The organism is Paenibacillus planticolens (genome assembly GCF_013141725.1).
In the GTDB taxonomy this organism is placed as follows: domain Bacteria; phylum Bacillota; class Bacilli; order Paenibacillales; family NBRC-103111; genus Paenibacillus_E; species Paenibacillus_E planticolens.
Map to the genome: position 1 here is coordinate 46,072 of NZ_WHNZ01000045.1, position 14,969 is coordinate 61,040.

Here is a 14,969-nt window from a genome sequence, read left to right on the forward strand (position 1 = left end):
TGTAGTCGAATTTGCCGAGAGAGGATGTAGAAAAGATGGATTTCAACGTCGAAATGATTCCAAATTATCGGATAGCCTATGTACGTCAAGTCGGCCCCTATGGCCCAGCCAATGTACAAGCCATGCAAAAGTTAAAGCAATGGGCAGGGGAGCGAAACTCGCTTACCCGATCTGCGATCCTATTCGGAATTCCGCAAGATAACCCCCTAACAACGCCGCCTGACAACTGCAGATACGATGCCTGCATCGTCCTTCCAGAGACGGAGCCTATCGATCAGGCTGTTTGCGAAGGCAAGTTCGCCGGCGCCACCTACGCCGTTTGTAAAATAAAACACACGACCGAAGAAGTCCAAAAAGCATGGGCTGAAATTTTTCCAGCCTTACAAAGCGGCGGGTATCGCATCGCTGACAAACCCATTGTGGAAAGATATACGGGGGATTTGCTTGATACTGAATTTTGCGAAATTTGCGTGCCGCTCAGTGATAGCCGCGACCGCCAAGAAAGCTAAACAAGCTGACGTCGGCAGAGTACCGACATCAGCTTGCAGCATTGGACTTTTTTCATTGACCGCTATTAGGAGAGCTTCTGGCATTGTTTAAATGATGAAAAATTACAGCGGATTATTGCACGTCATCTTCCATCTTTTTCAACCACGAAGTGACACTCATCAACCATAACCTGTTCCAGCTGCCGGACTATGGTTAACTCCGAGTCGCTTGTAACTGCTTTACTCGGGTTCTGTTGAACGGAAAACCCAAAAAGGGCCGCAACAACCTGCCTCTCGGCAACCTGTTACAGCCCCTAAACCCATGCACGACGCGATTTTTAGCTTACTCTTCCTCCCCCGTCGCCACCGGGTTGTCTTCCCAACTAATCCAATCGCTCCAGCTTCCGCTGTAGAGCTTCACATTGTCGAAGCCCGCTTCGCTCAGGCCCAGCACGTTCGGACACGCCGTCACGCCGGATCCGCAATAAACGATAATTTCATCGGCATCGCGCAAGCCGGCAAAATGCTGCTCCTGCTTCGCCGCAGCCAACCATGAGCCATCCGCGCCGAGCACGCCTTTCCAGAAGTAATTCCGTGCGCCAGGAATGTGGCCGGCTACGGGATCGATCGGCTCTTCCAAGCCGAGGTAACGGCGCTCCTCGCGCGAGTCTACGAGCACAACGCCCGGACGGCCAAGTTTGTCCTTGACCTCGTCCATGGAAGCCAGCATCGTGCGCTGCACCTTCGGCGAGAACGTCCGCGGATATACAGCGGGCACTTCATCCGTTACGGGATACCCGGCTGCTTTCCAAGCGGCGTACCCTTGGTCGAGAACGTAGACCTCTGAGTGCCCGAGGAATTTCAGCATCCACCATAAGCGTGAAGCCATGGCTCCGCCTTGATCGTCGTAAGCGACGACGGTTTTCGTGCTGTCGATCCCGAGGCTGCCGACAAGGATGGAGAAAGCCCCGAGATCCGGGAGCGGATGCCTGCCGCCGTGCGCCATTTTGGCACCGGATAAGTCTTTCTCCAAATCAACGTATACAGCTCCCGTTATATGATCCTGCTCATAATTGTTTCTGCCGGATTCAGGTTGTCCTAACGCAAACCGGCAATCCGCAATGACGATGTTGGCATCGCCCAGCTGCCCGAGCAGCCACGATTGGCTCACGATATTTTCCACAGATTCTGCCACCTTCCTCTACCTGCAATAACTTGCCCATTTCACTTAACCTCCACTTATTTTATCGCAAAAGTCTTGCGCACGGAAGTTATGTTTGGAACTTGGCTGCGGTACATTCAGCTACCTATAAGAAAGACCGTCAGGCTGTGAGCCTAACGGTCTAATGGTCTCTTCTATGTTGTATTTTATACAACCATTATGGGTCTGATGAGGCTAAAGCATCCTCTACATTGTATTTTATACAACGCGAAGGGCTGTAGACTGTTGATTTCAAGCCATTTGGGCTGAAATGGTTGCACTTTATACAATGAGATGCCACTTCGCAAGTCACAGACACCTTTTATGTTGTACTAAGAACAACATAGGCCAGCAGCTGTGAAAATCCCCTAACACAGCTGCCGGAGCATCCTCAGTCCAAATGACCTCCTCCCCCATTACCCGCGATCAACCGCCGGCGCAGAGACTGGTGTTGGGGCTGCATCGGTTGGATCTTCTTGCGGTTTCACCTTACGGATGAAGAACGCAAGTACAAGCGCAACAACACTCAGCCAAGTAGCGATGACGAAGGAGTGATTGATGCCGTAGATCGTTGCCGCTTGCGTGACTTCTACCATTTTGGCTTTGTTGCTCGGATCGATTTGGCCCGAGATGATAAGCTCTTTTGCATGAGAAGCCGCTTTGTTCGTCATGAATGTCACGAGAAGCGCCGTTCCGAGCGCGCCTGAGACGTTACGAAGCGTCTGCGACATCGCAGACCCGTGTGCATTCAAGCGCCGCGGCAATTGGTTCATACCGGCTGTCTGAATCGGCATCATGAGCATAGACATACCAAACATCCGCGTTGTATATACCAGCATCAAATGATTGTAAGTCGAATCTGCTGTAAGCTGGCTGAACTCGTAAGTGGTGATAGTTGTAATGATAAGGCCGATAACAGCCAACCAGCGAGCGCCTACTTTATCGAAAATCATCCCCGTAATGGGGGACATAATTCCCATCAGGATAGCTCCCGGCAGTAAGAGCAAACCGGATTCCAGCGGTGTGAAGCCCCTGATGTTCTGCAGGAAGATTGGAAGCAGAATCATGCCTGAGAACATTGCCATCGTAATAATGGCATTGATTAGTGTCGTTAGCGAGAACATCGAGTATTTAAATACGCGGAACTCGAGCAACGGCGTCTTGCCTTTTATCGAGCGTAGAACGAAGAGCAGCAAGGAAATCCCGCCCACGACAAGACAGGTAACAACATTCGCGCTTCCCCAGCCATCGGCCCCCGCTGCACTGAAACCGTAAAGAATCCCACCAAAACCGAGCGTTGAAAGAATAACACCCAGGATATCGAGATTCGGCTTTGAAGTTTTAATAACGTCCTTCATAGAAATAGCGCCGAATATAACAGCAAAAATTGCGAGTGGCAGAACGATATAAAACAGAACATGCCAATGGTAGTGCTCCACAATCCATCCGGACATTGTCGGTCCAATGGCTGGCGCAAAAATCATCGCGATCCCCATCATGCCCATGGCTTTACCGCGTTCAGCGACAGGGAAAATCGTTAGAACCACAACGGACATCAGCGGCATTAGAATCCCAGCACCGACAGCTTGCACAAGACGGCCAGTCAAAAGCCAACTGAAATTGCCGGATAATGCACATATAATCGTTCCGATAGCGAATAACGTCGAGGCTGTTAGAAATAACCTGCGCGTTGTGAAACGGTTGATGAGGTAGGCACTGATTGGAACAAGAACACCGTTCATGAGCATATAGCCGTTTGACAACCATTGGATCGTGCTTTCATTCACGTTCAAGTCAGTCATCATTTTGGGCAATGCCACATTTAAAACCGTTTGACTTAATAAGGCCACGAATGCTGCGATCAGCAACGAAGCCATGATAGGGCCTTTGCGTAGCGTTGCATTAACCATGCTAGTCATTGAGATCATCCTCACTTATGTTCTTTAAAATCGTTAAAATCTCATTTTGAACCCGGTTGAGCTGCTCTTGATCCTCTTCAGACAAGCTAAGCAATGGCCGAAGGAGTGCCATACGCGTTGCATTGGATTCCTCCCACAGCGCCGCTCCTTTGTCCGATAGCTTCAGCGTCATCGCCCGGCGATCATTTTCGGTGCGTTCACGCGTCACCAGCCCCGATTTGAACATCCGATCAACGATCCCGCTCGTCGTGCTGTTCCCAAGTCTCAGCTTCTCAGAAAGCTCCATAAGCCTAATTCCCGGATACTCTTCAAGTATTCGAAGTACGATGAGCTGGAGCGGTGTAAGCCCATGACGTTGAGCAACCCTAGTCATAACTTGATAAAAAGCCTGATTGACTTCCCGGTACGTCTGGAAAATTTGCATAAAGCGCTGCTGTTCGTCCAAAAGAGCCCCCCTAATTATTTCGTATACGAATTAATATTATGTTCCAAACTTAATGATATGTCAATTTTTATATATGGAAAACTTGGAGACATCCTTAGTATTTGTGATTCTCCCTACATTATGAAAACGATTTTCAGGTCGCATCTGTCGAAAAAACTTCACGCAAAAAAACCTCCAATCCCTAGAAGCGGAGATGAAGGTTAATCAGTTATAGGGATGAAAGGTTCAGAATGGTGAAAGATTAATCGCCGATCCCAATCGTCGGATTCACAGAATACGTGAGCCAATCGCTGCGATCTCCGCCCACTTTGTCATAAAAAGCTTGCGCACGGAAGTTGTCCTTGGCCGTGGTCCATGATAAATTGGCATATCCATGTCTGGCCGCATACCCTTTGCTAGCTGCGAAAAGCTTCGCCGCCGCACCTTGGCCGCGCTCTGCTTCAACGACGTAGAGATCGTTCAAGACCGCTATTTTGGAAGCACGCAAAGTACTGAAGGTAAAATATAAGGTCGCAAAACCGACCAATGTCCCGTCTTCCGTCTCGGCCACGAATTGAATGCCGTCCTTTTGCTCCAACAGATGATGGATCAATCCGTTCAGCTTCTCATCCTCAGGCTGGCGATATTGATAGAAGTCCACGATATAAGCGAGCATTAACGTTTTTAACTGAGAAATATCTTGTATAACAGCTTCACGAACTGTAACTTGGGTCATATAAATGACCTCCTCTTCCAAATAAAAATCTTTATCTTCATTGTACCCAAAAACGGTCTGTCACATGGATCGAACTTCAACAACAAACGACTTACAGCTCATCCATCTCCTTGCGATACAACAAGTAGAGCATCCACACCAGCACGATGCAAAAGCCCGCAGCCCAATAGAGTATGGACGCCACATGCATGGATACTCCATAATAAGCCGAAGAGAATAACACAAAAGCAGTCAAAAGAGCGGGAAAAAACACATAGTTCTGCGGATGCCGCACATTCCTGACGTTCCAGACCTTCCAAACCTTCCAGGCGTACCGAGGATCCCTGGCACTCCCCGCATTCTTCCCATGCCGCTCCAGCCGCAAAGTAAAACCTAATCGGTTCATATGCAAGAGCAGTGCGGTAAGGCACGTAAGGAACGCGGCATAGATTTTCAGCGGATGAAATAACGAGTCGAGCCTGTCAAAATAATCGTACACGGGAACACCCGTCCCTATGGATACGGCAAATAAAACAATAGCCAAATAAACGCTATAGCCTACTGCCCCAATCATTACGATCATGAGCGCATGAAGCCCGCGCAATCGAAATAGATAGTGAACGCAGACGGCTTCCAGTACAATAACAAGCATAGGACTCCAAGACTTCGTACCCGCCATTAGGGTGAATAGTTCGATACAAGAGGAGATACCTGCGGTGCAGATAAGCGCAATCGGCCATTTTTTATTCACCGAAATACGAAATGTATGTAATCCTAACATGAGCATAGAAAACAGAATACATGAACTACCTGGAATATGTAAAAGCCAACCCATGTGAACCTCCAGCAATAGAAGAAAGGGTGATAGTAAAATGGCCTATGCAGGCTTACCCTGGCAAGTCGTGCCCCTAACTGACACGCACTGCGTAGAAGTATGTACATGGAAATACCCGTCTCCCTATGAGCTGTACAATTGGCCATCATGGGACATTATGCTCCGGGAGCAGACCGAATTCGCGGATGGGGACATTCGAGCTGAACAATACCGAGCCATCGTCGATGAAAAAGAGAGCCTATGCGGCTTCGTTCAGTTCTTCCCGATGCTTGGCGTCACACGCCTGGGACTGGGCCTCCGTCCGGATCTCTGCGGGAAGGGCAAGGGAATCGGCGAACAATTCGTGCGGCTCATTACCCGCGAAGCGCTGCGGCGAGCTCCAGGGCAAGAGATCGATTTGGAGGTGCTCGTTTGGAATGAGCGCGCCATCCGCACTTACGAGCGTGCCGGTTTTTCCATCACCGATACGTATGAAAAGAGGACGCCTACCGGCATGGCGCTTTTTCACTGCATGGTGTACGACGATTACTCAAAGTCATAAGCAACCGCCTCGGCCTCGCTCTCTCCCGCATACGTGCGAAGAAGATCGAGGAAAGGCTTCCCGTAGTTGCGGTATTTAACCTCGCCGACACCTTTGATCCGCAGCATGGCGGATTCGGAGGTCGGACAGCTCTCGCTCATTTCACGCAGCGTGCTGTCGGAGAATATAATATACGGCGGCACTTTTTCGCGTGCGGCAATTTCCCGGCGAAGCAGACGAAGCTGCTCGAACAAGGTATTGTCGACGGCAGCGGCTTTGACCTGCTGCTTGCGCACCTTTTGGAATACGGGCAGCTTCCCTTGAAGCACTTCCGCTGCTGGCTGCATCAGCCTGACCACCGGGTACTGGCCTTCGGACAGCTGCAGGAACCCTTCCGATATCAGCACATTGATCAGATCGGAAATCTCTTTTTCCGGCAAATCCCGCATAATGCCATGCGTCGGCAGTCGATCGAACCGATATTCGACAATTTTCTTCGCTTTGGAACCCTTGAGGACAGAAGCAACCATCGAAATGCCGAAGCGTTCGTTCATGCGGCGGATGCAGGAGAAGATTTTCTGCGCTTCAACGGTAATATCGACCGTATCGCGGTCGTCTTTGCAGGAGGAACAGTTGCCGCAGGTGTCTTTGATATTCGTTTCATCAAAATAGTGCAAAATAACATTCCGCAAACACCGTGGCGAATAGCAGTAATCGATCATCGTCTGCAGCTTCTTATACTCGTTCGCTTTGCGCTCAGGCGAAAGCTGGTTCTGTTCGATAAGGAATTTCTGCGTCATAATATCCTGCGCACTGAACAGCAGAATGCATTCGCTCGGCTCCCCGTCTCGCCCTGCGCGGCCGGCTTCCTGGTAATAGGCCTCCATATTTTTCGGCATATTATAGTGAATCACATAGCGCACGTTCGATTTATCGATGCCCATTCCGAACGCATTCGTCGCGATCATCACCCGGATATCGTCATAGAGAAACGCTTCCTGCATATAAGAGCGCTCGTCATCCGTTAAACCGGCGTGATATTTGCCTGCGGCGTAGCCTTTTTTCCGCAAGGACTCGTACAGCTCCTCCACATCTTTACGGGTAGCAGCATAAATAATACCTGGCTGATGCGTATGCTCTTTCACATAATTGTGGATGTAATCTCGCTTATTCTCTCCGCGGAGAATCGTAAGCTCCAAATTATCGCGGGAAAAGCCGTTCACGAAGATGCCCGCTTGATCCAACTCCAGCAGCCTTGCGATATCGGCCGTCACCTCTGCAGTGGCTGTAGCGGTAAAGGCCGCTACGATCGGACGATTCGGAAGCTCGCGAATAAACGGAGCAATGGAGACATAGCTGGGGCGGAAATCATGCCCCCATTGGGACACGCAGTGCGCCTCGTCAATGGCTACAAAAGGAAGATTCAGCGCCGCCATCCGCGCGCGAAACCGCTCCGATTCAAGCCGCTCGGGCGCAATGTACAGCAGCTTGTATTTGCCCTGCATCGCGCCCTGCATCCGTTGTTCGACTTCTCTGGCTTCCAGCGTGCTGTTAATGAACGTAGCCGGAACTCCCAGCACACCCAGAGCATCCACCTGATCCTTCATTAAGGAAATCAGCGGCGAAATGACGAGGGTCACGCCCTCCATCAGCATCGCGGGAACCTGGTAGCAGATTGATTTACCGCCACCCGTCGGCATAATGCCAAGCGTGTCCTTCCCCTCGAGTAGATGGGTGATAATATTTTTCTGCCCTTCGCGGAATTCGGGGTATCCATATACTTGTTGTAAAACCTTCCGTGCACCATCCAGCATAGCTTGTATACACCTTTCTTTATCTCACTAAAAACACATAACAGACTCTATCTAAACCAAGTAAATGACGGAAACCAGCTTTTCCCCATCATGAACCTTCAACACATGATTTCCCGGGTCGTGGCGAACCGAGCCCACACCGATCTGCATCACAGGGCTGCTTCCTAATCCATAGAAAATATCGTCAGCCAACGTACGCAGGCATTCCTCCTGCTCATTCTGCTCAAGCTCCTGCCAGTCGTCCGCGTTCATGTCCAGCAGCTCATAGAAACCGTCCACCATCTCAATGCCGCGCACGAAATCCGTCACAATGTCCTTATATTCTCTTCCGAATTTTATACCCATGATCAAGTCTCCCTTCGGTAGCTAACCTTCTGTCTTCACTTTATCATATTATAGGTTGGAATGCAGGGTTAACCGATTTTCCCCCGGATAAAAAAATACCGTTTGGCATAAACTGTGGAAATGGGCAATTTCGGAAAAAATCTGTTACTATGGAAGAAGGAATGTACCGCTCGGAGGGTAGGAAAGCACACATGCTGAAACTGCAGATTCCCAAAAATCGAATGAACTACCTAATCAAGCAAATCCCGCTGCATTTCGATGCTGCCGTTCTGGAGCAGGGCTGGGAGTACTATCATAAAGGCCGTGTGGCGGATGTCGATCTGAAGGGCACCAGCATTCAGGCGACGGTTGCAGGCAAGAGACTGCACAACGCGACGGTGAATTTGGAACATTTTGCGGACAGCTCCTGCAGCTGTTCCTTTGATGGCTTTTGCCAGCATATCGGGGCAACGTTCTTCAGCTTGTACGCCCCTTATGGACGGCCGGAGCTGCTTCTTCAACAGTTAAAGCAACAAATATACGCCCGGAAAAGGCCCGTACGCGGCGCTTCCCCGGCACAGGAACGCAAAGAGGCCGCCAAGGCGAACAAACCCGAGGAAACGGCTCTGCCCGCTGATTGGCATCGTTTTTTCGAAGGCAGATTTCATGGCTTTTCGATTTCGCATCAGCACTCCATTGAAACGTTCTATGACTCTGCGTTGGAGTCGCTGCCAGGATTTGCGGCCGATTGGAAGAGCTCGATGCGCGAAATCTACATGCTTCATATCGTGCTTTTCATGATGCGCAAAATCGAACAATTTTATCAGGAGACCAAAAGCTCCTATTTGTCTTATTATCACGAAAACGGCTGCAAAATCGCCGCAAAAAACTGCGAAGACAAGCTCACCGAGCTTGCCCAGGGGATGGATATGAACGCCATCTTCGCGGCTGAGCCCAAACACCTTCTTGCTACGCTGAAAATGCTCGGGGAATTCGCGCTGCAGGGCAAAGACAGCCCGATCGACTGGCTGTTCGTGTATCGCTTCATCTGGTGGAAGCTGTCCGGCCAAAAAGAGGCGCAGAAAGAGGAGATTCAACGACTTGATGCCCTGCTTTCAAAAAAGGAACAGCTTGCCAGGAAGAAAGATGCGCTGATTGCAGCAAGAGCTCATTTTCACATTATTCAGGGGGATACGGACAGCGCCTTCAAGTTGCTGGAGCTTCTGGCTCATCCCAACGCGAAGGATTATTTCCTGTACCTGAATTATTATTATAACGATAAACAGTGGAACAGCATGCTGGTATGGCTGCGCTGGTTGTTTAAGTCCATTGCGCAGGCCAATCACGATGATTTCCGGACCTTTTGCCAATATTGGCTCGATACCACGAAGCACTTGGAGTCCGATAGCGAATGGGTACAGGTCATGGAGTCTCTGCTGCCTCGCTCGTATTATTATTACACAGCCTATTTGCTGCAGACCAAACGGTACCGCCAATGGGTGGATTTACAGCTCGCAAACCGCATTTCGCCACTGAACCTGTACACGCTGGAGCTGAAAGCGATCGAAGAGCACGATGCAGCTTTGCTCCTTCCTCTGTATCATCAAGCGGCGGAACGGGCCGTTCTGGAGAAAAACAGAGCTTCCTACAAGACTGCCGTCCGTCTTCTGAAGAAGCTTCATGCTCTTTACAAACAATTAGGCCAAAACGATCGCTGGGAGCACTATGTGTACCGTTTAGCGGATAAATTCTCACGCTTGCGTGCCTTCCAAGAAGAGCTCAAGAAAGGAAAATGGATCCGATGATCGAAACCAGCGCGCTGACGGTTCATGTCAATTCCCTTCCCGGCGGCTCCTTGTTCCTATGGGGATCTCGCGAGAACGGCGGCATTTGGGACGCCCTTGATTTGAAAAATATGCTCTTTGCCTGGCACCGCTCTTCCTTCTACGGCACCTTCATGGAGCCGAGCGAATGGCAAAATCGCGAAGGCATTGAGCTGCAGCCCCTTGAGGCGCTTGACTATTTCAGCGATCCGCAGCCTGTCCAGCATCTGCAGCTGAGCTGGCATCAAGACTGCGCGGATTTCATTCGCTTAGCGCCTGCGGTTCGCGAGGCACTGGCAGCCGGAAGCTTCATGCCGGATTATGAGAAATGGAAAGCGGGCGAGATCGGCTGGAAGCTACAGCTTCCAACCGACCTGCAATCGCTGGAATCGCCAGCCGTTTCCCGCTGGATTCATGCGCTCATCCCCGAATGGGTGGACGCTGACGGCATGATGAAAGATAATTTGCGCAAACTCGAATCCGCTTATCCGCTCATGCGCCGCGGTGAAATCGCCGCCGATCTCTGGCTCGACGAGGAGGACTGGCTCGTCGCCATCGGTTGGCGCCAAGACCGGTCGCCTATGCGCACGTGCCTGCAGCTCGCAGAGCCGGACCTGGCGCACAGCGCCGGCTGGCAGCTGCGCGTACTGCTGCAGGACCGGCTTGCGCCGGAGGTGCTGCGCACGGTGACGCCCGCCGGCGAGCCGGTGCCGGGCGAACTGCCGCTGCCGGAAGCATGGCAGCCGGAGCTGAGCCGCGTTGAGCGCGACGCGGCCAAATGGGTACGCATCCTGCCGTGGCTGGATGCGGGCGAAGGCGCCCTCCGTCAGACGCTGACGGAGGAGGAGGCTTGGCGCTTCCTCGCAGAGGGAAGCGTGCGGCTCGTGGAGGCCGGGACGAGTGTGTTCCTCCCGGCCTGGTGGGAGCGCATCCGCAAGATGAAGCCGAAGCTGCGCGCGAAGATCAAGTCTTCCGTCGGTTCGGGACGGGAGACGATGTTCGGGCTCACCCAGTTGATGCAATTCGACTGGAAGCTGGCTGTCGGCGACTTGGAGCTGACGGAAGAGGAATTCCGTCTGCTGCTTGAGGAGAAGCGCAAGCTGATTCAGATTCGCGGCAACTGGATTCAGCTCGACCCGAAATTCATGGCGCAAGTCGAGCAAATCATGAAGCAGGTGCAGAAGAAGCAGGGCCTCTCCTTCCGCGATGTGCTGGAGCTGCATTTCGCCGGCGATGCAGCCGGGCTGCTTCCTGAAGAGGACGATCCCGATGCGATGCGCTACATCGAGATGGAGGTCGAGCTGAACGAACAGCTGCGCCACATGGTCGATCAGCTGACACAAACGGCGGCGATTCCTACGGTGGAGCCGCCGCCCAGCTTTCAAGGCTCCCTGCGCCACTATCAAGTGGACGGGATTTCTTGGCTGCTGTTCCTGCGGCGCTTCGGCCTCGGCGGCTGCTTAGCCGATGACATGGGGCTCGGCAAAACGATCCAATGGATCACCTATCTGCTCACGGTCAAAGAGACCGAGCAGCCTGTCGCACCTTCCCTGCTCATTTGCCCGACCTCTGTTCTTGGCAACTGGCAGATGGAGCTGAAACGTTTTGCCCCCTCGCTGAAAGTGCATCTGCACTATGGACCTCAGCGTTTAAAAGGAGCTGCCTTTACAGAAGCAGTCGGCAACATTGATTTAGTACTGACTTCATATACGCTCTCCCATCTGGATGAAGCGGAGCTTGGCGGCATCGCCTGGAACTCCATTTGTCTGGACGAAGCGCAAAATATAAAAAATGCTTATACGAAGCAAGCCTCTGCGATCCGCCGCTTGAACGGCTACCACCGCATTGCTTTGACGGGTACGCCGATCGAGAACCGGCTCACGGAACTATGGTCGATCTTCGACTTCGCGAATCCCGGTTATCTCGGCACGGTGCGCGAATTTACGCATCGCTACGTGAATGCGATCGAGAAAACGCGCGATAGCGAGATCATCGGCAAAGTTCAGAAACTGATCCGCCCGTTCCTGCTGCGCCGCGAGAAGAAAGACCCGGCGATTCAGCTGGATCTGCCCGAAAAGAACGAGTCCAAAACGTTCATCTCGCTGACCGCCGAGCAGGGCTCGTTATACGAAAACTATATCCAGGACATGTTCGACAAGTTGGATACGCTCTCCGCGATGGAGCGGCGCGGGCTCATCCTCGCCGCGCTGACGAAGCTCAAGCAGGTGTGCAACCACCCTGCTTTGCTGCTCAAGGAAGGACTGTCCGCCCCGTGGAGCGGACGCTCGAACAAGCTGGAGCGCCTGCTGGAAATGGTCCAGGAGCTGCGCCAAGAAGGCGACAAATGCCTGATCTTCACGCAATTTGTCGAGACCGGCAACCTGCTTCAGCATGTGCTCCAGCAGGAGCTGGGCGAACCTGTGTTGTTCCTGCATGGCGGAACAACCAAAACCGGGCGCGATAGCATGATCGCGCACTTCCAGGATACTGATGACCGGCCGGCGGAGGAGCAGCGCAATGTGTTTATTCTTTCGCTGAAGGCCGGGGGCATCGGACTCAATTTGACGGCGGCGAACCATGTGTTCCACTATGATCGCTGGTGGAATCCCGCCGTCGAGAATCAAGCGACGGACCGCGCCTTCCGTATTGGGCAGACGCGCCATGTGCAGGTGCACAAGTTCGTCACGCTCGGCACGCTGGAAGAGCGCATCGACGAGATGATCGAGCGCAAGCTCGGCCTCAGCCAGCAGATCGTCGGCTCCGGCGAGAACTGGATCACCGAGCTGTCGACTGACGAGCTGCGTGATTTGTTCTCGCTGCGCCGCGAGTGGGTTGAGGCGTAGGCCGTGCTGAGCGCCGTGGATGCGGCGGCCCCGGTGGTCTCGGCGGATGCTGGTGCAGAGGCATCAAGCAGCATCGTCGCGACGGACGTATTGTTCCGTTAGCGGACTTTGTTTGAACCATGCGCGAGTCCGCGCTATATAAGGGAACTGCAGGCCGCTATTTAGGCCAAAAACGGAGTTTTCACAGTTTCAGGGGAACTGCAGGGCCTTATTTCACTGAAATGAGCCCTTTTCTAACCAAAACGGCAAAATAGAGGATCACAGTTCCCCATCGCTGGCTCCAAGAGCTATTATCGGTGGAATAGCGTCCTCTCGTTCCTTTAACTTTGAAGGGAGCTGGGCACGCGTTTTATGCGTCTTTTGTGCCTCCCCATTCCCATGTGACAAGAAAAGACCGTCTAGCTTAATGCCTGACGGTCTTTCTCTACGTTGTATGTCGTACCACAGTATTGCTGTATTGTCTCTTTGTTCCACTCTATGTTGTACTTTGTACCACAGCATTCCTGTATTGTGTCTCTGTTCCACTCTATGTTGTATTCCGTACAACATTATTTCTGTATTTCCGCCCCTGCTCCACCCTATATTGTACAAAGTACAACGTTTCGGGCTGAATTAGACTGTTTTCGGGCTATTTCATCAAAATGAGTGTATGTTGTACAATGAACGGCGGGATGGCGAGGTGAATACCACCTTTACATTGTACTTTATACAACGAAGCCAAGCGTTAAAGAGGCATCTCTACCTTGTCGTAGTTGTGCCTCTGCCTAAATCATCAAATCCAAAAACAAATAATACCCATCACCCAACGCACAGGAGTAGGTCTGAATTTGATGCGAAGTATCCAAATCTGTGTATACTTGTGATAAAGTTCCTTGCTTTTGCAGGTTCATCATAAGGATGTTGGAGATGAAATACGGACGCCACGTCCAGTTCGCTCCGCGGTAGCTTTCATCTTTGTTCCAGGCATCGTTTTTGCGGATGTAGTTGGAAGAAATTTGAGAGCCGTCCTCCATGCATATGTAAATCCGTATACAATTACCGGTCACGGTATTAATCGTATGTTCAATAAGCCGGTCCGCATCTTCCGCCGATACAATTCGAGAAGCCGATTGGGTGAGTGCGTCCAAATTTCGATGAATGGCTGACAGGTGGCTGTTCCGTTGAAACTCGCCTTGGCCGAACAGGTTCATTTCTTCTTTGAGCAGCGGCTTGAAAGCATCCTTATATTGCAGGTACGGCTCTGCTTTGGAAAAGAGGTAGCCTTGAACATACCTGGCTCCCACTTGCAGCGCACTGTGCAGCTCCTGCTTCGTTTCAACTCCTTCCACGAGCAGGGAGGCGCCCATTTGAGCCGCCAGAATGGAGAAGGATTGCATCAATGCTTTATAACCCGCGTGGATCGCGCTTTTTTTCAATATATTCAGATCGATTTTCAATATTTTTGGCTGTAAGCTGGCGATGCGGTCAAAGTTGCTGAATCCGCTGCCTACATCATCTATCGCGATGGTACAGCCGAATTCCCGATACAGTTCCACAATTTGGGTAAGCTCATGCAGCTTCCCTGTGAACTCTTCTTCCGTAATCTCAATCACGATACGCGCCGGATTGATGTCATATTTTCGCAATAGTTCTATCGTAGGCAGTACACCCGTGCGTTTATAGGTCCGATAAATCCAGGACGGTTTTAAATTAATAAATAATGAACTTTGGTCGTGCGTGGAGGCAAGCTGTTCAATCGCCAGCTCCCTTAGGTGTCGATCGATGAGTAGCTGCACATCTTCCGGAATATCAGGGTTTTTGAAAAAAGGCCCCAAGCTTTCGACATGATCTCCGCCAATTCGCCTGCCCAGCGTCTCGTAGCCGATGATCTCCTGCGTCTGAAGAGAAAGAATGGGCTGGAAGAATGGACGTACTTCATGTCTCAGCGGAATCCTGCTGTCATTAACCTGCACGGTATGCGCCCTCCTCATCTGAACCTCCATGTTGTCAAACGTAACATGAACCTGGTAATGAATAGTATTGTAAACGACATTGTCGATTCTTGCAATCCAATTCATGGGAGA

The 14,969-nt window shown here is 51.4% G+C and carries 12 protein-coding genes; 4 read left to right on the forward strand and 8 right to left on the reverse strand.

Translation table 11 applies throughout. The features are described from left to right. Positions 1 to 35: 35 nt before the first annotated feature. The gene (locus GC097_RS21410) at positions 36 to 509 is read left to right on the forward strand and encodes an AraC family transcriptional regulator (protein WP_171685339.1); all 474 of its coding nucleotides are present in this window, start codon (positions 36 to 38) and stop codon (positions 507 to 509) included. Between the two features lie 322 nt (positions 510 to 831). Here the strand turns inward: GC097_RS21410 and GC097_RS21415 are convergent, their stop codons facing one another. From GC097_RS21415 to GC097_RS21435, 5 genes are all read right to left on the reverse strand, one after another. Further along, positions 832 to 1,671, reverse strand: coding sequence for a sulfurtransferase (locus GC097_RS21415; RefSeq protein ID WP_171685340.1), 840 nt, complete (start codon positions 1,669 to 1,671; stop codon positions 832 to 834). A gap of 434 nt (positions 1,672 to 2,105) precedes the next feature. Further along, positions 2,106 to 3,608 (reverse strand): DHA2 family efflux MFS transporter permease subunit, encoded by a 1,503-nt coding sequence (locus tag GC097_RS21420; RefSeq protein WP_171685341.1) that lies wholly within the window; start codon positions 3,606 to 3,608, stop codon positions 2,106 to 2,108. Continuing rightward, positions 3,601 to 4,053 (reverse strand): MarR family winged helix-turn-helix transcriptional regulator, encoded by a 453-nt coding sequence (locus tag GC097_RS21425; RefSeq protein WP_171685342.1) that lies wholly within the window; start codon positions 4,051 to 4,053, stop codon positions 3,601 to 3,603. Before GC097_RS21425 ends, GC097_RS21420 begins: the two co-directional genes overlap by 8 nt. Positions 4,054 to 4,294: 241 nt before the next feature. Next, a complete protein-coding gene (locus tag GC097_RS21430) occupies positions 4,295 to 4,768 on the reverse strand; it encodes a GNAT family N-acetyltransferase (protein ID WP_171685343.1) in 474 nt (157 codons plus the stop codon). Between the two features lie 91 nt (positions 4,769 to 4,859). Then, positions 4,860 to 5,498 (reverse strand): hypothetical protein, encoded by a 639-nt coding sequence (locus tag GC097_RS21435; RefSeq protein ID WP_171685344.1) that lies wholly within the window; start codon positions 5,496 to 5,498, stop codon positions 4,860 to 4,862. A 121-nt stretch (positions 5,499 to 5,619) separates the two neighbouring features. Here GC097_RS21435 and GC097_RS21440 point away from each other — a divergent pair, with 121 nt between their 5' ends. Beyond that, positions 5,620 to 6,123: a GNAT family N-acetyltransferase gene (locus GC097_RS21440; RefSeq protein ID WP_171685345.1), complete on the forward strand. Its 504-nt coding sequence runs from the start codon at positions 5,620 to 5,622 to the stop codon at positions 6,121 to 6,123. On the opposite strand, the gene recQ is transcribed toward GC097_RS21440, so the two are convergent. Both recQ and GC097_RS21450 read right to left on the reverse strand, forming a co-directional pair. After that, positions 6,108 to 7,916: a DNA helicase RecQ gene (gene recQ, locus GC097_RS21445; RefSeq protein ID WP_171685346.1), complete on the reverse strand. Its 1,809-nt coding sequence runs from the start codon at positions 7,914 to 7,916 to the stop codon at positions 6,108 to 6,110. The two genes, GC097_RS21440 and recQ, sit on opposite strands and share 16 nt — an antisense overlap. A 51-nt stretch (positions 7,917 to 7,967) precedes the next feature. Further along, positions 7,968 to 8,261, reverse strand: coding sequence for a hypothetical protein (locus GC097_RS21450; protein WP_171685347.1), 294 nt, complete (start codon positions 8,259 to 8,261; stop codon positions 7,968 to 7,970). 191 nt (positions 8,262 to 8,452) lie between these two features. Between GC097_RS21450 and GC097_RS21455 the strand changes: the two genes are divergently transcribed. Both GC097_RS21455 and GC097_RS21460 read left to right on the forward strand, forming a co-directional pair. Continuing rightward, complete coding sequence (locus GC097_RS21455; RefSeq protein ID WP_171685348.1) at positions 8,453 to 10,045, forward strand: SWIM zinc finger family protein; 1,593 nt, start codon at positions 8,453 to 8,455, stop codon at positions 10,043 to 10,045. After that, the gene (locus tag GC097_RS21460; RefSeq protein WP_171685349.1) at positions 10,033 to 12,906 is read left to right on the forward strand and encodes a DEAD/DEAH box helicase; all 2,874 of its coding nucleotides are present in this window, start codon (positions 10,033 to 10,035) and stop codon (positions 12,904 to 12,906) included. The genes GC097_RS21455 and GC097_RS21460 overlap by 13 nt, the downstream gene beginning before the upstream one ends. A gap of 764 nt (positions 12,907 to 13,670) precedes the next feature. Here GC097_RS21460 and GC097_RS21465 read toward each other — a convergent pair. Continuing rightward, positions 13,671 to 14,858 carry an EAL domain-containing protein gene (locus GC097_RS21465; RefSeq protein ID WP_171685350.1) on the reverse strand — a complete coding sequence of 396 codons (1,188 nt, stop codon included), beginning with the start codon at positions 14,856 to 14,858 and terminating at the stop codon, positions 13,671 to 13,673. Positions 14,859 to 14,969 lie beyond the last annotated feature (111 nt).

What these genes read in the sequence shown, in the direction of transcription:
- GC097_RS21455 (WP_171685348.1), top strand. Translation starts at nt 8,453, where the DNA reads ATGCTGAAACTGCAGATTCCCAAAAATCGAATGAACTACCTAATCAAG.
- GC097_RS21430 (WP_171685343.1), bottom strand. Translation starts at nt 4,768, where the DNA reads ATGACCCAAGTTACAGTTCGTGAAGCTGTTATACAAGATATTTCTCAG.
- GC097_RS21440 (WP_171685345.1), top strand. Translation starts at nt 5,620, where the DNA reads ATGGCCTATGCAGGCTTACCCTGGCAAGTCGTGCCCCTAACTGACACG.
- recQ (WP_171685346.1), bottom strand. Translation starts at nt 7,916, where the DNA reads ATGCTGGATGGTGCACGGAAGGTTTTACAACAAGTATATGGATACCCC.
- GC097_RS21460 (WP_171685349.1), top strand. Translation starts at nt 10,033, where the DNA reads ATGGATCCGATGATCGAAACCAGCGCGCTGACGGTTCATGTCAATTCC.
- GC097_RS21420 (WP_171685341.1), bottom strand. Translation starts at nt 3,608, where the DNA reads ATGACTAGCATGGTTAATGCAACGCTACGCAAAGGCCCTATCATGGCT.
- GC097_RS21410 (WP_171685339.1), top strand. Translation starts at nt 36, where the DNA reads ATGGATTTCAACGTCGAAATGATTCCAAATTATCGGATAGCCTATGTA.
- GC097_RS21450 (WP_171685347.1), bottom strand. Translation starts at nt 8,261, where the DNA reads ATGGGTATAAAATTCGGAAGAGAATATAAGGACATTGTGACGGATTTC.